The 18,803-nt window shown below is 52.7% G+C and carries 15 protein-coding genes, 1 pseudogene and 1 riboswitch; of the genes and pseudogenes, 7 read left to right on the top strand and 9 right to left on the bottom strand.

All coding sequences use genetic code 11. The features are described from left to right. The first annotated feature begins 1 nt into the window (after position 1). The 7 genes from A9587_RS22260 to thiH all read left to right on the top strand — a co-directional run bounded on the left by A9587_RS22260 (position 2) and on the right by thiH (position 6,074). On the top strand, positions 2–478 hold the full coding sequence (locus A9587_RS22260; protein ID WP_000934291.1) for an Rsd/AlgQ family anti-sigma factor: 477 nt from the start codon (positions 2–4) through the stop codon (positions 476–478). 51 nt (positions 479–529) lie between these two features. Then, a riboswitch (TPP riboswitch) is annotated at positions 530–630 on the top strand. A 79-nt stretch (positions 631–709) separates the two neighbouring features. Further along, positions 710–2,605: a phosphomethylpyrimidine synthase ThiC gene (gene thiC / locus A9587_RS22255; RefSeq protein WP_001517538.1), complete on the top strand. Its 1,896-nt coding sequence runs from the start codon at positions 710–712 to the stop codon at positions 2,603–2,605. Continuing rightward, positions 2,605–3,240, top strand: a complete 636-nt coding sequence (gene thiE, locus A9587_RS22250) for a thiamine phosphate synthase (RefSeq protein WP_024191932.1) — start codon at positions 2,605–2,607, stop codon at positions 3,238–3,240. Before thiC ends, thiE begins: the two co-directional genes overlap by 1 nt. Continuing rightward, positions 3,233–3,988: a thiazole biosynthesis adenylyltransferase ThiF gene (gene thiF, locus A9587_RS22245; protein ID WP_105263923.1), complete on the top strand. Its 756-nt coding sequence runs from the start codon at positions 3,233–3,235 to the stop codon at positions 3,986–3,988. The genes thiE and thiF overlap by 8 nt, the downstream gene beginning before the upstream one ends. Then, the gene (gene thiS, locus A9587_RS22240; RefSeq protein ID WP_001166252.1) at positions 3,972–4,172 is read left to right on the top strand and encodes a sulfur carrier protein ThiS; all 201 of its coding nucleotides are present in this window, start codon (positions 3,972–3,974) and stop codon (positions 4,170–4,172) included. The genes thiF and thiS overlap by 17 nt, the downstream gene beginning before the upstream one ends. Before the next feature lies 1 nt (position 4,173). Next, positions 4,174–4,944 (top strand): thiazole synthase, encoded by a 771-nt coding sequence (thiG, locus tag A9587_RS22235; RefSeq protein ID WP_105263922.1) that lies wholly within the window; start codon positions 4,174–4,176, stop codon positions 4,942–4,944. After that, positions 4,941–6,074, top strand: coding sequence for a 2-iminoacetate synthase ThiH (gene thiH, locus A9587_RS22230; protein ID WP_001517534.1), 1,134 nt, complete (start codon positions 4,941–4,943; stop codon positions 6,072–6,074). Before thiG ends, thiH begins: the two co-directional genes overlap by 4 nt. A 241-nt stretch (positions 6,075–6,315) precedes the next feature. On the opposite strand, the gene rpoC is transcribed toward thiH, so the two are convergent. From rpoC to tuf, 9 genes and pseudogenes are all read right to left on the bottom strand, one after another. Then, complete coding sequence (rpoC, locus tag A9587_RS22220) at positions 6,316–10,539, bottom strand: DNA-directed RNA polymerase subunit beta' (protein WP_000653962.1); 4,224 nt, start codon at positions 10,537–10,539, stop codon at positions 6,316–6,318. 76 nt (positions 10,540–10,615) lie between these two features. Continuing rightward, the gene (gene rpoB / locus A9587_RS22215) at positions 10,616–14,644 is read right to left on the bottom strand and encodes a DNA-directed RNA polymerase subunit beta (RefSeq protein ID WP_001314338.1); all 4,029 of its coding nucleotides are present in this window, start codon (positions 14,642–14,644) and stop codon (positions 10,616–10,618) included. A 318-nt stretch (positions 14,645–14,962) separates the two neighbouring features. Further along, positions 14,963–15,328, bottom strand: a complete 366-nt coding sequence (gene rplL / locus A9587_RS22210; RefSeq protein WP_000028878.1) for a 50S ribosomal protein L7/L12 — start codon at positions 15,326–15,328, stop codon at positions 14,963–14,965. 66 nt (positions 15,329–15,394) lie between these two features. Beyond that, on the bottom strand, positions 15,395–15,892 hold the full coding sequence (gene rplJ, locus A9587_RS22205) for a 50S ribosomal protein L10 (RefSeq protein WP_001207201.1): 498 nt from the start codon (positions 15,890–15,892) through the stop codon (positions 15,395–15,397). 292 nt (positions 15,893–16,184) lie between these two features. Continuing rightward, positions 16,185–16,889, bottom strand: coding sequence for a 50S ribosomal protein L1 (rplA, locus tag A9587_RS22195; RefSeq protein WP_001096679.1), 705 nt, complete (start codon positions 16,887–16,889; stop codon positions 16,185–16,187). Positions 16,890–16,892: 3 nt separating this feature from the next. Then, the gene (gene rplK, locus A9587_RS22190) at positions 16,893–17,321 is read right to left on the bottom strand and encodes a 50S ribosomal protein L11 (RefSeq protein WP_001085926.1); all 429 of its coding nucleotides are present in this window, start codon (positions 17,319–17,321) and stop codon (positions 16,893–16,895) included. A 158-nt stretch (positions 17,322–17,479) separates the two neighbouring features. Beyond that, positions 17,480–18,025 (bottom strand): transcription termination/antitermination protein NusG, encoded by a 546-nt coding sequence (gene nusG, locus A9587_RS22185; protein WP_001287521.1) that lies wholly within the window; start codon positions 18,023–18,025, stop codon positions 17,480–17,482. A 1-nt stretch (position 18,026) separates the two neighbouring features. After that, positions 18,027–18,410 carry a preprotein translocase subunit SecE gene (gene secE, locus A9587_RS22180; protein ID WP_001275702.1) on the bottom strand — a complete coding sequence of 128 codons (384 nt, stop codon included), beginning with the start codon at positions 18,408–18,410 and terminating at the stop codon, positions 18,027–18,029. Between the two features lie 229 nt (positions 18,411–18,639). Then, positions 18,640–18,803 (bottom strand): annotated as a pseudogene (gene tuf / locus A9587_RS22175) (elongation factor Tu); the annotation flags it as partial.

Raw genomic sequence — 18,803 nt, 5'->3', positions numbered from 1 at the left:
CATGCTTAACCAGCTCGATAACCTGACGGAACACGTCAGAGGAAGTAACAAACTGGTTGATCGCTGGCTACATGTACGTAAGCATCTGCTCGTGGCTTACTACAATTTGGTTGGCATTAAGCCTGGCAAAGAATCGTACATGAGGCTAAACGAAAAAGCCCTTGATGATTTTTGCCAGAGTCTGGTCGATTACCTTTCTGCCGGGCATTTCAGTATTTATGAGCGCATTCTGCATAAACTGGAAGGCAACGGGCAGCTCGCTCGCGCCGCGAAGATTTGGCCGCAACTGGAAGCCAACACGCAGCAGATTATGGATTACTACGATTCCAGTCTGGAAACCGCCATAGATCATGATAATTATCTTGAGTTTCAACAGGTTTTATCTGACATCGGTGAAGCGCTGGAAGCACGCTTTGTGCTGGAAGATAAGCTAATTCTGCTGGTGCTTGACGCTGCCCGCCTCAAACATCTTGCTTGAGTTATGCGCTGTTAACGCGTAATTTACATTCAACGCCCCGTTTGCGGGGCTAATTTCTTGTCGGAGTGCCTTAACTGGCTGAGACCGTTCATTCGGGATCCGCGGAACCTGATCAGGCTAATACCTGCGAAGGGAACAAGAGTTAATCTGCTATTGCATCGCCTTTGCGGCGATCATCTCTTGCTTCATCCGTCGTCTGACAAGCCACGTCCTTAACTTTTGGAATGAGCTATGTCTGCAACAAAACTGACCCGCCGCGAGCAACGCGCCCAGGCCCAACATTTTATCGATACCCTGGAAGGCACCGCCTTTCCCAACTCAAAACGGATTTACATCACCGGCACACATCCTGGCGTGCGCGTGCCGATGCGTGAGATCCAGCTTAGCCCGACGCTAATCGGCGGCAGCAAAGAACAGCCACAGTACGAAGAAAATGAAGCGATTCCGGTCTACGATACCTCCGGCCCGTATGGCGACCCGCAAATCGCGATTAACGTACAGCAAGGGCTGGCAAAACTGCGCCAGCCGTGGATCGATGCACGCGGCGACACTGAAGCACTCACCGTTCGCAGTTCCGATTACACTAAAGCGCGACTGGCGGATGATGGCCTCGATGAATTGCGTTTTAGCGGCGTATTAACGCCAAAACGCGCCAAAGCAGGCCATCGCGTTACGCAGTTACACTACGCCCGCCGGGGCATCATCACGCCGGAGATGGAGTTCATCGCCATTCGCGAGAACATGGGGCGCGAGCGCATCCGTAGCGAAGTTTTGCGCCACCAGCATCCGGGTATGAGCTTTGGTGCTCGCCTGCCGGAAAATATCACCGCGGAGTTTGTCCGTGACGAAGTCGCTGCCGGACGCGCCATTATCCCCGCCAATATCAATCATCCGGAATCTGAGCCAATGATCATTGGTCGCAACTTTCTGGTGAAAGTGAATGCCAATATCGGCAACTCAGCGGTCACCTCTTCCATTGAAGAAGAAGTGGAAAAACTGGTGTGGTCCACGCGCTGGGGAGCGGATACTGTGATGGATCTCTCTACCGGTCGCTATATTCACGAAACCCGCGAGTGGATTTTGCGCAACAGCCCGGTGCCGATCGGTACTGTGCCGATCTATCAGGCGCTGGAAAAGGTTAACGGGATCGCTGAAGATCTTACCTGGGAAACGTTCCGAGACACGCTGCTGGAACAGGCCGAGCAAGGTGTGGATTACTTCACGATTCATGCGGGCGTTCTCCTGCGCTACGTGCCAATGACCGCTAAACGTCTGACCGGTATTGTGTCGCGCGGCGGTTCGATTATGGCGAAATGGTGCCTCTCCCATCATCAGGAAAACTTCCTCTATCAACACTTCCGCGAAATTTGTGAAATCTGCGCCGCTTATGACGTTTCGCTGTCGCTGGGCGATGGCCTGCGTCCCGGTTCGATTCAGGATGCTAACGATGAAGCACAGTTTGCCGAGCTGCATACGCTGGGCGAACTGACCAAAATCGCCTGGGAGTATGACGTGCAGGTGATGATTGAAGGCCCCGGGCATGTGCCGATGCAAATGATTCGCCGCAATATGACCGAGGAGTTAGAGCACTGCCACGAAGCACCGTTCTATACCCTCGGGCCGCTGACTACCGACATTGCGCCGGGCTATGACCATTTCACTTCGGGGATTGGCGCAGCGATGATTGGCTGGTTTGGCTGCGCGATGCTCTGCTACGTAACGCCAAAAGAGCACCTGGGTCTGCCCAATAAAGAAGACGTTAAGCAGGGACTTATCACCTATAAGATTGCCGCCCACGCCGCCGACCTGGCAAAGGGGCATCCGGGCGCACAAATTCGCGATAACGCCATGTCGAAAGCCCGTTTCGAATTTCGCTGGGAAGACCAGTTTAATCTGGCCCTCGATCCGTTTACCGCCCGCGCTTACCACGATGAAACCCTGCCGCAAGAGTCTGGCAAGGTCGCCCATTTCTGCTCGATGTGTGGACCGAAATTCTGCTCGATGAAAATCAGCCAGGAAGTGCGCGATTATGCCGCCGCGCAAACCATTGAAGTAGGAATGGCGGATATGTCGGAGAACTTCCGCGCCAGAGGCGGAGAAATCTACCTGCGTAAGGAGGAAGCATGATGTATCAGCCTGATTTTCCTCGTGTACCTTTTCGTTTAGGGCTGTATCCAGTAGTGGACAGTGTGCAGTGGATCGAACGCATGCTGGACGCGGGCGTGCGCACCCTCCAGCTACGCATTAAAGATCAGCGAGATGAAGAGGTGGAAGCTGATGTCGTAGCGGCAATTGAACTGGGTCACCGCTATAACGCACGACTGTTTATCAACGATTACTGGCAACTGGCGATCAGGCATCAGGCGTATGGTGTCCATCTGGGGCAGGAAGATTTGCAATCCACCGATCTCGCCGCTATCCGCGCGGCAGGCCTGCGGCTGGGCGTTTCGACCCATGATGACATGGAAATCGACGTCGCGCTGGCAGCACGCCCTTCTTATATCGCACTGGGGCATGTGTTCCCCACGCAAACCAAACAGATGCCTTCCGCGCCGCAGGGGCTGGCGCAACTGGCTCGGCACATTGAGCGCCTGGCTGATTATCCCACCGTGGCGATTGGCGGTATCAGTCTGGCGCGCGCACCTGCGGTGATGGCGACGGGTGTCGGTAGCATCGCCGTCGTCAGTGCCATTACCCAGGCGACAGACTGGCGTGCGGCAACAGCTCAGTTGTTGGAAATTGCAGGAGTTGGCGATGAATGACCGTGATTTTATGCGTTATAGCCGCCAAATCCTGCTCGATGACATCGCCATTGAAGGCCAGCAAAAACTGCTCGACAGCCAGGTGCTGATTATCGGCCTTGGCGGGCTGGGTACGCCTGCTGCGCTGTACCTGGCTGGCGCTGGTATCGGAACTCTGGTGCTAGCAGATGACGACGATGTGCATTTGAGTAATCTGCAGCGGCAAATCCTCTTTACCACTGAAGATATCGACCGCCCGAAATCGCAGGTCTGCCAACAGCGACTGACGCAATTGAATCCCGATATTCAACTGATGGCATTACAACAACGGCTAACGGGTCATGCCTTAAAAGATGCGGTAGCACAAGCCGATGTGGTGCTCGACTGTACCGACAATATGGCGACTCGCCAGGAGATTAACGCCGCCTGCGTGGCACTCAACACGCCGCTTATCACCGCCAGCGCGGTCGGTTTTGGTGGTCAGTTGATGGTACTGACGCCGCCCTGGGAACAGGGGTGTTATCGCTGTCTGTGGCCGGATAACCTGGAGCCTGAACGCAACTGCCGCACGGCGGGCGTGGTTGGCCCGGTAGTCGGGGTTATGGGTACTTTGCAGGCACTGGAAGCAATTAAGTTATTAAGCGATATAGAGACATCTGCGGGAGAACTCCGTTTGTTCGACGGTAAATCGAACCAGTGGCGCAGCCTGGCGTTGCGCCGCGCCACAGAATGCCCTGTATGTGGAGGATGCAATGCAGATCCTGTTTAACGATCAACCGATGCAGTTCGCCGCCGGACAAACTGTTCACGAGCTGCTGGAGCAACTCAATCAACAACAAGCGGGCGCAGCGCTGGCGATTAATCAACAAATCGTCCCGCGCGAGCAATGGGCGCAACATATCGTGCAGGATGGCGACCAGATCCTGCTTTTTCAGGTTATTGCAGGGGGGTGAGATGTTACGTATTGCGGACAAAACGTTTGATTCACATCTGTTTACCGGCACCGGGAAATTCGCCTCTTCGCAACTGATGGTGGAGGCGATCCGCGCTTCCGGCAGTCAACTGGTGACGCTGGCAATGAAACGCGTCGACTTGCGCCAGCACAACGACGCTATCCTCGATCCGCTTATCGCTGCGGGTGTGACGCTGCTGCCGAATACTTCCGGGGCGAAAACAGCAGAAGAAGCCATTTTCGCTGCTCACCTGGCACGTGAGGCGTTAGGCACACACTGGCTGAAGTTGGAGATTCACCCTGACGCCCGCTGGTTGTTGCCCGATCCCATCGAAACCCTGAAAGCCGCCGAAACACTGGTGCAGCAGGGATTTGTCGTGCTGCCCTACTGCAGTGCCGATCCGGTATTGTGCAAACGTCTGGAAGAAGTCGGTTGCGCGGCGGTAATGCCGCTCGGCGCACCAATTGGCTCTAATCAGGGACTGGAAACCCGCGCCATGCTGGAGATTATTATCCAGCAAGCCACGGTTCCGGTGGTGGTTGATGCGGGCATCGGCGTTCCGAGTCATGCCGCGCAGGCGCTGGAAATAGGGGCCGACGCCGTATTAGTAAATACAGCGATTGCCGTCGCGGACGATCCCATCAACATGGCAAAAGCATTTCGTCTGGCAGTAGAAGCTGGCCTGCTGGCGCGTCAGGCTGGGCCTGGCAGCCGAAGTAGCTTTGCTCATGCCACCAGCCCACTGACCGGATTTCTGGAGGTTTCAGCATGAAAACCTTCAGCAATCGCTGGCGAGAACTGGACTGGGACGACATCCGTCTGCGCATCAACAGTAAAACGGCCGCTGACGTAGAGCGGGCGCTAAATGCGCCGTCACTTACCCGCGACGACATGATGGCATTGCTCTCGCCTGCCGCCAGTGATTATCTGGAACCACTGGCCCAACGGGCGCAACGTCTGACACGCCAACGATTTGGCAATACCGTCAACTTCTACGTCCCGCTCTATCTTTCTAATCTTTGTGCTAACGACTGCACCTATTGTGGATTTTCCATGAGCAATCGCATCAAGCGCAAAACGCTGGATGAAGCAGACATCGCCAGGGAAAGCGCCGCTATTAAGGCAATGGGCTTTGAGCATCTGTTGCTGGTCACCGGTGAACATCAGGCGAAAGTAGGGATGGATTACTTTCGTCGCCACCTTCCTATCCTGCGTGAACAGTTCTCTTCGCTACAGATGGAAGTACAACCACTGACAGAAGCGGAATACGCCGAGTTAAAGCAACTTGGTCTGGATGGGGTAATGGTTTATCAGGAGACATATCACGAGGCGACGTATGCCCGCCATCATCTGAAAGGGAAAAAACAGGACTTCTTCTGGCGACTGGAAACACCAGACCGACTGGGTCGTGCGGGGATTGATAAGATAGGCCTTGGCGCGCTAATCGGCCTTTCCGACAACTGGCGCGTTGACTGCTACATGGTTGCCGAGCATTTGCTGTGGCTGCAACAGCATTACTGGCAAAGCCGCTACTCTGTCTCCTTCCCACGGTTGCGGCCATGTACTGGCGGCATTGAACCAGCGTCGATTATGGATGAACGCCAGCTAGTGCAAACCATCTGCTCCTTCCGCCTGTTTGCGCCGGAGATTGAACTCTCACTCTCCACGCGGGAATCACCGTGGTTTCGCGATCGCGTTATTCCGCTGGCAATAAATAACGTCAGCGCCTTCTCGAAAACGCAGCCAGGTGGCTATGCCGACGGTCACCCTGAACTGGAACAATTCTCACCGCACGACGATCGCAGGCCAGAAGTTGTTGCCGCCGCGTTGACCGCCCAGGGCTTGCAGCCGGTATGGAAAGACTGGGACAGCTATCTGGGACGCGCCTCGCAACGGTTTTGAGACTGAATGTAAGAGCATAAATTTATTCCGAGCAGTTACGAAAGATGGAAAACGGAAACTTGTTGAAAGTCTTCCGTTTTTTTATGGTAGTGCCGTCAGCAGGAATGTTGTCCAGGGCGAAAAGCTTCTTCCTCGTTTCGCCCTGCCTTTCTTAATATTTCTGGTTAACTATATGAATTCTGAACTAAACCCATAAAAAAACCCGCCGAAGCGGGTTTTTAAGTTATTTGTGGATTAACGATTACTCGTTGTCAGAACCACCCAGACCTGCGTTCAGCAGTTCTGCCAGGCTGGCAGATGCGTCTTCTGCAGTCACCTGCGGTGCAGCCGGAGCCTCACCTGCGGCACGGCGGCGCATACGATCCTGGTGATACGCATAACCCGTACCGGCTGGGATCAGACGACCAACGATAACGTTCTCTTTCAGACCGCGCAGTTCATCACGTTTACCTGCAACAGCGGCTTCGGTCAGGACACGTGTAGTTTCCTGGAACGATGCTGCAGAGATGAAGGACTCGGTTGCCAGAGACGCTTTGGTGATACCCAGCAGATCGCGGGAGTAAGTTGCCCCCACTTTGCCGTTCGCTTCCAGTTCGCGGTTTGCGATCTTGACGCGAGAGTATTCAACCTGTTCGCCTTCCAGGAAGTCGGAGCTACCTGCGTTAACGATGGTGGCTTTACGCAGCATCTGACGAACGATAACTTCGATGTGTTTATCGTTAATCTTAACGCCCTGCAGACGGTATACGTCCTGTACTTCGTTAACGATGTAACGAGTAACAGCATGAACACCACGCAGACGCAGAATGTCGTGCGGTGCTTCCGGACCGTCGGAAATAACGTCACCACGTTCTACACGTTCACCTTCGAACACGTTGAGCTGACGCCATTTCGGAATCATCTCTTCGTACGGTTCGCTGCCGTCTACCGGGGTGATAACCAGACGACGTTTGCCTTTGGTTTCTTTACCGAAGGAAACGACACCGCTGATTTCAGCCAGGATTGCCGGCTCTTTCGGACGACGAGCTTCAAACAGGTCTGCAACGCGCGGCAGACCACCGGTGATGTCTTTAGTACCGCCAGATTCCTGCGGAATACGCGCCAGAGTGTCACCAGAGCTGATCTGTACGCCATCTTCCAGTTGAACAATCGCTTTACCCGGCAGGAAGTACTGCGCAGGCATATCAGTACCTGGGATCAGAACGTCGTTACCCTGAGCATCAACGATTTTCAGTGCCGGACGCAGATCTTTACCACCTGCGGTACGCTCTGCAGAATCCAGAACAACCAGCGAAGACAGACCGGTCAATTCGTCGGTCTGACGAGTAATGGTCTGGCCGTCGATCATGTCAGTAAAGCGAACAAAACCGCTTACTTCAGTGATAACTGGCATGGTGTGCGGATCCCAGTTTGCAACGGTTTCGCCGCCAGCAACCTGTTCGCCATCGCCTTTCGCCAGTACCGCACCGTAAGGCACTTTGTAGCTTTCTTTGGTACGACCAAATTCGTCGATCAGTTTCAGTTCGGTGTTACGGGAAGTGATAACCAGTTTACCGCTGGAGTTCACAACCGACTTCACGTTGCTGAGTTTGATGCTACCTTTGTTTTTCACCTGGATGCTGGATTCAGCAGCCGCACGCGATGCCGCACCACCGATGTGGAACGTACGCATGGTCAACTGTGTACCCGGTTCACCGATGGACTGTGCCGCGATAACACCGATAGCTTCACCTTTATTGATGATGTGGCCACGCGCCAGGTCACGACCGTAGCAGTGCGCACATACACCAAAGTCGGTGTCACAAGATACAACAGAACGAACTTTAACCGCGTCGACAGAGTTCTCTTCCAGCAGGTCACACCACTGTTCGTGCAGCAGTGTGTTGCGCGGAACGAGGATGTCAGCAGTACCCGGCTTCAGAACGTCTTCAGCAGTTACACGACCCAGTACGCGATCGCGCAGCGGCTCTTTAACGTCGCCACCCTCGATAACTGGGGTCATCATGATACCTTCATGAGTACCACAATCATCTTCGGTAACCACCAGGTCCTGCGCGACGTCAACCAGACGACGAGTCAGGTAACCGGAGTTCGCGGTTTTCAGTGCGGTATCCGCCAGACCTTTACGAGCACCGTGGGTGGAGATGAAGTACTGGAGTACGTTCAGACCTTCACGGAAGTTCGCGGTGATTGGCGTTTCGATGATGGAGCCATCCGGCTTCGCCATCAGACCACGCATACCCGCAAGCTGACGAATCTGTGCCGCAGAACCACGCGCACCGGAGTCGGCCATCATGTAGATGCTGTTGAAGGAAACCTGCTTCTCTTCCTGACCGTCACGGTTAATAACGGTTTCAGTTTGCAGGTTATCCATCATCGCTTTGGATACACGATCGTTCGCCGCAGCCCAGATATCGATAACTTTGTTGTAGCGTTCGCCCGCAGTTACCAGACCAGACTGGAACTGCTCCTGAATTTCAGCAACTTCTGCTTCTGCCTCGGAGATGATTTCGTGTTTCTTCTCCGGGATGACCATGTCATCGATACCAACAGATGCACCGGAACGCGCTGCATATGCAAAGCCGGTGTACATGATCTGGTCCGCAAAAATAACGGTCGGTTTCAGACCGAGAATGCGGTAGCAGGTGTTCAGCATTTTGGAGATTGCTTTTTTACCCAGCGCCTGGTTGACGATGGAGTAAGGCAGACCTTTCGGTACAATCATCCACAGAATGGCACGGCCAACGGTCGTGTCTTTCAGGCTGGTTTTCGCGACTAATTCACCGTTAGCATCTTTTTCATACTCGGTGATACGCACTTTAACGCGCGCATGCAGAGAGGCCAGGCCAGCGCGATAAATACGCTCAGCTTCTTTCGGGCCAGTCAGCACCATGCCTTCGCCTTTGGCGTTAACACAGTCACGGGTCATGTAGTACAGACCCAGCACAACGTCCTGAGACGGAACGATGATTGGTTCGCCGTTCGCCGGAGACAGGATGTTGTTGGTAGACATCATCAGCGCACGCGCTTCGAGCTGGGCTTCCAGCGTCAGCGGTACGTGAACAGCCATCTGGTCACCATCGAAGTCGGCGTTATATGCCGCACAAACCAGCGGGTGTAGCTGGATAGCTTTACCTTCGATCAGTACCGGCTCAAATGCCTGGATACCCAGACGGTGCAGAGTCGGTGCACGGTTCAGCAGTACCGGGTGTTCGCGGATAACTTCGTCCAGGATATCCCAAACGACAGCTTCTTCACGTTCAACCATTTTCTTAGCAGCTTTGATGGTGGTAGCAAGACCACGCAGTTCCAGCTTGCCGTAGATGAACGGTTTGAACAGCTCCAGCGCCATTTTCTTCGGCAGACCGCACTGATGCAGACGCAGGTATGGACCTACGGTGATTACAGAACGACCGGAGTAGTCAACACGTTTACCGAGCAGGTTCTGACGGAAACGACCCTGTTTACCTTTGATCATGTCGGCCAAAGATTTCAGAGGACGCTTGTTAGAACCGGTGATCGCACGACCGCGACGACCGTTATCCAGCAGGGCATCAACCGCTTCCTGCAGCATACGTTTTTCGTTACGTACGATGATGTCCGGCGCTGCCAGATCCAGCAGACGTTTCAGACGGTTGTTACGGTTAATGACGCGACGATACAGATCGTTCAGGTCAGAAGTCGCGAAACGACCACCATCCAGCGGAACCAGCGGACGCAGATCTGGCGGCAGAACCGGCAGAACGGTTAGGATCATCCACTCTGGCTTGTTACCAGACTGAACGAATGCTTCCAGCAGTTTGATACGCTTGGTCAGTTTTTTACGCTTGGTTTCGGAGTTGGTTTCGTTCAGCTCTTCACGCAGAGTTTCACACTCTTGCTCCAGATCCATGCTCTTCAGCAGTGCCTGAATAGCTTCCGCACCCATCTTCGCGTCGAATTCATCACCGAACTCTTCCAGCGCATCCAGATACTGTTCTTCAGTCAGGATCTGTTGACGTTCCAGGTTGGTCATACCGCCTTCGATAACAACATAGGATTCGAAGTACAGTACGCGTTCGATATCACGCAGCGGCATATCGAGCAGCAGACCGATACGGGACGGCAGCGATTTCAGGAACCAAATGTGCGCAGTCGGAGAAGCCAGCTCGATGTGACCCATACGCTCACGGCGTACTTTAGTCTGGGTCACTTCAACGCCGCACTTCTCACAGATGACGCCGCGGTGTTTCAGGCGCTTGTACTTACCGCACAGGCACTCGTAATCTTTTACCGGCCCAAAGATACGGGCGCAGAAAAGGCCGTCACGTTCTGGTTTGAACGTACGGTAGTTGATGGTTTCCGGCTTTTTAACTTCACCGAAAGACCATGAACGGATCATGTCTGGCGAAGCCAGAGCAATTTTGATCGCATCAAACTCTTCGGTTTTAGTCTGCGCTTTCAGAAACTTTAATAAATCTTTCACGGATTTGCTCCCGTCGGAGTTAGCACAATCCGCTGCCGGGTTTTACCCCGACAGCAGTGACCTGTTTGAGCGAGAATTACTCGTCTTCCAGTTCGATGTTGATACCCAGCGAACGAATCTCTTTCAACAATACGTTGAAGGATTCTGGCATGCCCGGTTCCATCTGATGGTTGCCGTCCACGATGTTCTTATACATCTTGGTACGACCGTTCACGTCATCAGACTTAACGGTGAGCATTTCCTGCAGGGTGTATGCCGCGCCGTATGCTTCCAGCGCCCACACTTCCATCTCCCCGAAACGCTGACCACCGAACTGTGCCTTACCACCCAGCGGCTGCTGAGTAACCAGGCTGTAAGAACCGGTAGAACGCGCGTGCATCTTGTCGTCGACCAGGTGGTTCAGTTTCAGCATGTACATGTAACCTACGGTTACCGGGCGTTCGAACTGTTCACCAGTGCGGCCGTCGTACAGGGTGATCTGACCAGAAGTCGGCAGGTCGCCAAGTTTCAGAAGCTCTTTAATTTCCGCTTCTTTCGCACCGTCGAATACCGGCGTTGCGATCGGCATACCTTTGCGCAGGTTTTCAGCCAGGCGCATCACTTCTTCATCGCTGAAGGTACTCAGGTCAACTTTCTGACGAACGTCAGCGCCCAGATCGTAGGCACGCTGGATGAACTCGCGCAGTTTTGCGACTTCCTGCTGCTGTTTCAGCATGGCATTGATCTTGTCACCGATACCTTTAGCAGCCATACCCAGGTGGGTTTCCAGAATCTGACCGATGTTCATACGAGACGGTACGCCCAGCGGGTTCAGTACGATGTCTACCGGCGTACCGTTTTCATCGTAAGGCATATCTTCGATCGGGTTGATCTTAGAAATTACACCCTTGTTACCGTGACGACCTGCCATCTTGTCACCAGGCTGGATACGGCGTTTAACCGCCAGATATACCTTAACAATCTTCAGCACGCCCGGTGCCAGATCGTCACCCTGGGTGATTTTGCGGCGTTTCGCTTCGAGTTTCTTCTCGAACTCGTGTTTCAGTTCGTCATACTGCTCAGCCAGTTGTTCTAGCTGATTTTGTTTCTCTTCGTCGGTCAGGCCCAGTTCCAGCCAGCGATCGCGCGGCAGTTTGTCGAGCTTCTCAGCTTCAACACCACCGGCTACCAGCACAGCTCGGATACGGCTGAACAGACCCGCTTCGAGGATCTGCAGTTCTTCAGACAGGTCTTTCTTCGCCTGTTTGAGCTGCATTTCTTCGATTTCCAACGCACGTTTGTCTTTTTCTACGCCATCGCGAGTAAAGACCTGAACGTCGATAACCGTACCGGATACACCGTTTGGTACACGTAGAGAAGAGTCTTTAACGTCAGACGCTTTCTCACCGAAGATCGCACGCAACAGTTTCTCTTCTGGGGTCAGTTGGGTTTCACCTTTCGGCGTTACCTTACCAACCAGGATGTCGCCACCGGTCACTTCCGCACCAATGTAAACGATACCGGATTCATCCAGTTTGGAGAGCGCAGCTTCACCCACGTTCGGGATATCAGCGGTGATCTCTTCTGGCCCCAGCTTGGTGTCACGAGACACACACGCCAGCTCCTGGATGTGGATGGTGGTGAAACGGTCTTCCTGAACAACACGCTCGGATACGAGGATGGAGTCTTCGAAGTTGTAGCCGTTCCACGGCATGAACGCCACGCGCATGTTCTGACCGAGCGCCAGTTCACCGAGGTCGGTGGACGGGCCATCAGCCAGCACATCACCACGCTCAACCGGCTCACCCAGAGACACGCAAGGCATCTGGTTGATACAGGTGTTCTGGTTAGAACGGGTGTATTTGGTCAGGTTGTAGATGTCGATACCTGCTTCGCCCGGGTACATCTCGTCTTCGTTAACTTTGATAACGATACGGGAAGCATCCACGTACTGAACGACACCACCACGTTTAGCAACCGCAGTTACACCGGAGTCAACGGCAACAGCACGTTCCATACCAGTACCAACCAGCGGCTTATCAGCACGCAGAGTCGGAACGGCCTGACGTTGCATGTTCGCACCCATCAATGCACGGTTGGCGTCATCGTGTTCAAGGAACGGGATCAGGGACGCACCGACGGATACCACCTGCTGGGTGGATACGTCCATGTAGTCAACCTGGTCGCGGCTGAACAAGCTGGATTCGCCTTTGCTACGGCAGGTTACCAGATCTTCTACGAAGTGGCCTTCTTCATCCAGGTTGGAGTTCGCCTGGGCGATAACGTAGTTGCCTTCTTCGATAGCAGACAGGTAGTGAATTTCGTCAGTTACAACACCGTCGGTTACTTTACGATACGGAGTCTCAAGGAAGCCGTATTCGTTAGTCTGTGCGTACACGGACAGGGAGTTGATCAGACCGATGTTCGGACCTTCAGGGGTTTCGATTGGACATACGCGACCGTAGTGAGTCGGGTGTACGTCTCGAACCTCGAAGCCTGCGCGTTCACGGGTCAGACCGCCTGGGCCGAGTGCGGAGATACGACGTTTGTGCGTAATCTCAGACAGTGGGTTGTTCTGGTCCATAAACTGAGACAACTGACTGGAACCAAAGAACTCTTTCACTGCTGCAGAAATCGGCTTGGCGTTGATCATGTCCTGAGGCATCAGGGTATCCAGATCGCCCAGAGACAGACGCTCTTTCACCGCACGCTCTACACGTACCAAGCCAACGCGGAACTGGTTTTCCGCCATTTCGCCAACAGAACGGATACGACGGTTGCCGAGGTGGTCGATATCATCGACTTCGCCTTTACCGTTACGGATATCAATGAGCTTTTTCATAACATCAATGATGTCGTCTTTGCTCAGGATACCAGAACCTTCAATTTCTTCACGCAGCAGAGAACGGTTGAACTTCATACGACCAACCGCAGACAGGTCATAGCGGTCTTCGGAGAAGAACAAGTTCTCAAACAGGCTTTCAGCGGCTTCACGAGTCGGCGGCTCGCCAGGACGCATCATACGGTAGATTTCTACCAGTGCGCTCAGACGGTCATTAGTTGGGTCGACACGTAAGGTTTCAGAGATATACGGGCCGTGATCCAGATCGTTGGTGAACAGCGTTTCGATACGCTTGTGACCAGACTGGCTCAGCTTAGCCAGCAGATCCAGGCTCAGCTCCATGTTCGCTGCGCAGATCAGCTCGCCGGTAGACTCATCAATATAGTCTTTAGCAACTACTTTACCTGCGATGTACTCAACCGGGACTTCGATCAGTTTTACGTCGTCTTTTTCCAGTTGGCGAATGTGGCGCGCAGTAATACGGCGGCCTTTTTCTACGTACACTTTACCGTTAGCTTCGATGTCAAAAGATGCGGTTTCACCACGCAGGCGTTCCGGCACCAGTTCCATCTGCAGCTTGTTATCACGGATTTCGAAAATAACTTTTTCGAAGAACAGGTCGAGGATCTGTTCAGTGGTGTAATTCAGGGCACGCAGAATGATGGTCGCAGGCAGTTTACGGCGACGGTCGATACGTACGAACAGGTTGTCCTTCGGATCGAATTCGAAGTCCAGCCAGGAACCACGGTAAGGAATAATACGCGCGTTATACAGTACTTTACCCGAAGAGTGGGTTTTACCTTTGTCGGAGTCGAAGAAGACGCCCGGACTACGGTGCAACTGGGAAACGATAACACGCTCAGTACCATTGATAACAAAAGTACCGTTGTCAGTCATGAGCGGAATTTCGCCCATGTAGACTTCTTGTTCTTTAATGTCTTTTACGGTGCCTTCCGGCGCTTCGCGCTCATAGATCACCAGACGCAGTTTAACGCGCAGCGGTGCGGAATAGGTCACGCCACGGATTTGACATTCCTGGACGTCAAACACCGGTTCGCCAAGGCGGTAGCTGACGTATTGCAGCTCGGAATTACCGCTGTAGCTCTGAATCGGGAACACGGAACGGAAAGCAGCTTCCAGACCATACTGCCCTTCAGGATCTTGCTCGATAAATTTCTGAAACGAGTCAAGCTGGATAGAAAGGAGATAAGGCACATCCAGAACTTGTGGACGTTTACCAAAATCCTTACGAATACGTTTTTTCTCGGTATAGGAGTAAACCATAGGGTTCCTCAGCTCGCTGACAAGTCGACCCATCTGTCCATTGAGCGGACAGTTTGTGCAACACTATTTTGTTGACCGGAAAATGGATACTTTCCGCAATGCCTGTTGCTATCACGCTTAAACCATTTCATTGCGATTTACACAGAGCGGACGCTCTGTCGCAGTATATTAAGTCGTCGATAGAAACAAGCATTGAAAGGCACAGCAGTAGTCAAACAGTGTGAAACGCTACTGGCGCCTTACAGCGCAAAAAGGCTGGTGACTAAAAAGTCACCAGCCATCAGCCTGATTCCTCAGGCTGCAACCGGAAGGGTTGGCTTATTTAACTTCAACTTCAGCGCCAGCTTCTTCCAGAGCTTTTTTCAGTGCTTCAGCGTCATCTTTGCTCACGCCTTCTTTCAGAGCAGCCGGAGCAGATTCTACCAGGTCTTTAGCTTCTTTCAGACCCAGGCCAGTTGCGCCACGTACTGCTTTGATAACAGCAACTTTGTTAGCGCCAGCAGCTTTCAGAATTACGTCGAATTCAGTTTTTTCTTCAGCAGCTTCAACCGGGCCAGCAGCTACAGCTACAGCAGCAGCAGCGGAAACACCGAATTTTTCTTCCATTGCAGAGATCAGTTCTACAACGTCCATTACAGACATAGCTGCAACTGCTTCAATGATTTGATCTTTAGTGATAGACATTTAAATTGTTCCTGAATATCAGAATAAGTTTATACGTAAGCGAATGCGTTAAACAGATAACTGCGATTAAGCAGCTTCTTTCGCATCGCGTACAGCAGCCAGAGTACGAACCAGTTTGCCAGCCGAAGCTTCTTTCATGGTTGCCATCAGGCGTGCAATTGCTTCTTCGTAGGTCGGCAGAGTTGCCAGGCGGTCGATCTGAGACGCCGGGATCAGCTCACCTTCAAAGGCAGCGGCTTTGACCTCAAATTTTGCATTCGCTTTCGCGAACTCTTTGAACAGACGAGCAGCAGCGCCCGGGTGTTCCATAGAGTATGCAATAAGGGTCGGACCAACAAACGCATCTTTCAGGCACTCGAACGGAGTACCTTCAACAGCACGACGCAGCAGGGTGTTACGAACAACACGCATGTATACGCCAGCTTCGCGACCTGCTTTACGCAGTTCAGTCATTTTATCTACAGTTACGCCACGGGAATCCGCAACTACTGCAGACAGCGCGCCTTTGGCTACTTCGCTGACTTCAGCAACAATCGCTTGTTTGTCTTGAAGATTTAAAGCCATTAGCTTTGCTCCTGGATGTTTGCCAGAGAAAATCTCTGGAACTCACTTCACTCCTCCAAACGGAGAGAGCGTCTTAATTACGGTGAGCAGAAACAAGCCAGAATATAAAAGAATAATCTTAGCGTTCTGTCACCGTCTACGCAGGGTATTAAGTCTCTTACGAAACACCTGCGGTCTTCGACGGAGGCCTGGATTAGGCCAGGCTCCAACGAACAAATCTTTTTAGCCGCTAACTTTCGTTAACGTACGTGGGGGTAAGATTGTAGACAAAATCACCGCCCACGTAAAGGCATTAGTTTGCAGAAGCGCTCAGGCCAGCCTGGTCAACTGCAACACCTGCACCCATGGTGGTGGAGATGCTAACTTTCTTGATGTACACGCCTTTCGCCTGAGTAGGTTTTGCTTTTTTCAGCGCAACCAGCAGAGCTTCCAGGTTTTCTTTCAGTTTGTCAGCGTCAAAGTCCACTTTACCGATGGTGGTGTGGATGATGCCGTTTTTGTCGTTACGGTAACGGATCTGGCCAGCTTTAGCGTTTTTAACCGCTTCAGCTACGTTCGGCGTTACAGTACCCACTTTCGGGTTTGGCATCAGGCCGCGCGGACCCAGAACCTGGCCCAGTTGGCCAACAACGCGCATTGCATCCGGAGAAGCAATAACAACGTCAAAGTTCATTTCGCCTTTCTTGATCTGATCAGCCAGATCTTCCATACCTACCAGCTCAGCGCCTGCAGCTTTAGCAGCTTCAGCATTTGCGCCCTGGGTAAATACGGCTACGCGAACGGAACGGCCAGTACCGTGCGGCAGTACAGTTGCGCCACGTACGTTCTGGTCAGATTTACGAGCGTCGATGCCGAGGTTAACAGCAACGTCCACGCTTTCTACGAATTTAGCAGTCGCCAGCTCTTTCAGCAGAGCGATAGCTTCGTTGATGTCGTACTGTTTGGTCGCATCAACTTTCTCGCGGATAACACGCATGCGCTTGGTCAGTTTAGCCATTTCTTAGTCCTCCACTACCAGGCCCATGGAACGTGCAGTACCTTCGATGGAGCGAGTCATCGCTTCAATGTCGGCACCGGTCATGTCGGCAGCTTTGGTCTGCGCGATTTCCTGCAACTGAGCGCGGGAAATTTTACCCACTTTGTCTTTGTTCGGCTTACCGGAACCAGACTTGATACCAGCCGCTTTTTTCAGCAGAACTGCTGCCGGCGGAGTCTTGGTAACGAAAGTGAAAGAACGGTCAGCGTAAACGGTGATAACTACCGGAATCGGCAGACCTTTTTCGATGGAATCAGTTTTTGCGTTGAACGCTTTGCAGAATTCCATGATGTTTACGCCCTGCTGACCCAGAGCCGGACCTACTGGCGGACTCGGGTTAGCCATACCAGCCGCAACCTGCAGCTTGACATAGGCTTGTACTTTCTTAGCCATTATAAATTCCTCAAGTTGGGTAATAGCGCCTCAGAGAGGCTCCCCGTGATATAAAAAATCGTTTTACGGGCAAGGCCCATAAAAACAAAAGGCGCGAAATTGTATTCCAATCTCGCGCCTTGTGCAACGATTTAATCGCCGCTTTTTTGATCGCTGTGTTAGGCTTTTTCAACCTGGCTGAAGTCCAGTTCTACCGGGGTCGCACGACCAAAGATAGAAACAGAGACTTTCAGACGAGACTTCTCGTAATCAACCTCTTCAACGACACCGTTGAAGTCAGCGAACGGACCATCATTAACACGAACCATTTCACCTGGTTCAAACAGCGTTTTCGGACGCGGCTTATCACCAACCTGCTGCAGGCGGTTCATAATCGCATCGACTTCTTTATCGCTGATTGGCGCCGGACGATCGGAAGTACCGCCGATGAAGCCCATCACACGCGGTACGCTGCGCACCAGGTGCCAGCTCGCATCGTTCATCACCATCTGAACGAGGACGTAGCCAGGGAAGAATTTGCGTTCGCTTTTGCGACGCTGACCGCCACGGATCTCAACGACTTCTTCAGTCGGGACCATGACTTCGCCAAACAACTCTTCCATGTTGTGTAATTTGATATGCTCACGCAGCGATGTTGCTACGCGGCCTTCAAAACCGGAAAACGCCTGAACGACGTACCAGCGCTTTTTAGGAGCTTCAGACATCTCAGAACCTCAGGCCAGTGATAAAGGATACCAGGCGAACCAGAATACCATCCAGTCCCCACAGGATCAGTGACATTACTGCGGTAACCGCAGCCACAATCAGCGTGGTGTGCAATGTTTCCTGGCGAGTCGGCCAAATGACCTTACGGACTTCGGTACGCGCTTCACGGGCAAAAGCAACGGTTGCTTTACCTTTTGTCGTTAACAGCGCGACACCACCCGCTGCAGCAATCAGAATTACTACGGCCAGCGCACGCAGCGGCAGCATAATGTCGCGATAAAGGTAATTGCCGACAATTGCCACCAGGAGCAATGCCACCACAACGACCCACTTCATCGCTTCCAGGCCGCGCCCGCTTCCTTGAGCTTCGGTATTCGCACTCATAAACCAACCTGTCAGAAGTATTCTACAAACATTTTCACCCCGCGATCGCGAGGCAAACCAAATCGAAACGCGTATTCGCTTTTCGGATTATACGCCCTCAACAGAGCCTGTCTCAGCAATGATTATGACAAAGAAAATCACTGATGAGCCAGGTTCTGGTACGAAAGCGTGCAAAAAGGGCATCAAATGATGCCCTTTTATTGCGCATTGCGTCAAATGTTATCGGCAATTAGCTCAGAACTTTAGCTACAACGCCCGCGCCAACGGTACGGCCGCCTTCACGGATTGCGAAACGCAGACCGTCGTCCATCGCGATCGGGTGGATCAGGGTAACAACCATTTTGATGTTGTCGCCCGGCATTACCATCTCTACGCCTTCCGGCAGTTCGATAG

This window comes from Escherichia sp. MOD1-EC6162 (assembly GCF_002965125.1).
GTDB classification, from domain to species: domain Bacteria; phylum Pseudomonadota; class Gammaproteobacteria; order Enterobacterales; family Enterobacteriaceae; genus Escherichia; species Escherichia marmotae.
Note: the sequence above shows the minus strand (reverse complement) of the source record. Positions and strands in the feature narration are given on the sequence as shown.

Coding starts and splice junctions, on each gene's coding strand:
- A9587_RS22260 (WP_000934291.1), top strand. CDS start 2: ATGCTTAACCAGCTCGATAACCTGACGGAACACGTCAGAGGAAGTAAC.
- thiS (WP_001166252.1), top strand. CDS start 3,972: ATGCAGATCCTGTTTAACGATCAACCGATGCAGTTCGCCGCCGGACAA.
- rplJ (WP_001207201.1), bottom strand. CDS start 15,892: ATGGCTTTAAATCTTCAAGACAAACAAGCGATTGTTGCTGAAGTCAGC.
- rpoB (WP_001314338.1), bottom strand. CDS start 14,644: ATGGTTTACTCCTATACCGAGAAAAAACGTATTCGTAAGGATTTTGGT.
- thiG (WP_105263922.1), top strand. CDS start 4,174: ATGTTACGTATTGCGGACAAAACGTTTGATTCACATCTGTTTACCGGC.
- rplK (WP_001085926.1), bottom strand. CDS start 17,321: ATGGCTAAGAAAGTACAAGCCTATGTCAAGCTGCAGGTTGCGGCTGGT.
- thiH (WP_001517534.1), top strand. CDS start 4,941: ATGAAAACCTTCAGCAATCGCTGGCGAGAACTGGACTGGGACGACATC.
- rplA (WP_001096679.1), bottom strand. CDS start 16,889: ATGGCTAAACTGACCAAGCGCATGCGTGTTATCCGCGAGAAAGTTGAT.
- thiE (WP_024191932.1), top strand. CDS start 2,605: ATGTATCAGCCTGATTTTCCTCGTGTACCTTTTCGTTTAGGGCTGTAT.
- nusG (WP_001287521.1), bottom strand. CDS start 18,025: ATGTCTGAAGCTCCTAAAAAGCGCTGGTACGTCGTTCAGGCGTTTTCC.
- thiF (WP_105263923.1), top strand. CDS start 3,233: ATGAATGACCGTGATTTTATGCGTTATAGCCGCCAAATCCTGCTCGAT.
- secE (WP_001275702.1), bottom strand. CDS start 18,410: ATGAGTGCGAATACCGAAGCTCAAGGAAGCGGGCGCGGCCTGGAAGCG.
- rplL (WP_000028878.1), bottom strand. CDS start 15,328: ATGTCTATCACTAAAGATCAAATCATTGAAGCAGTTGCAGCTATGTCT.
- thiC (WP_001517538.1), top strand. CDS start 710: ATGTCTGCAACAAAACTGACCCGCCGCGAGCAACGCGCCCAGGCCCAA.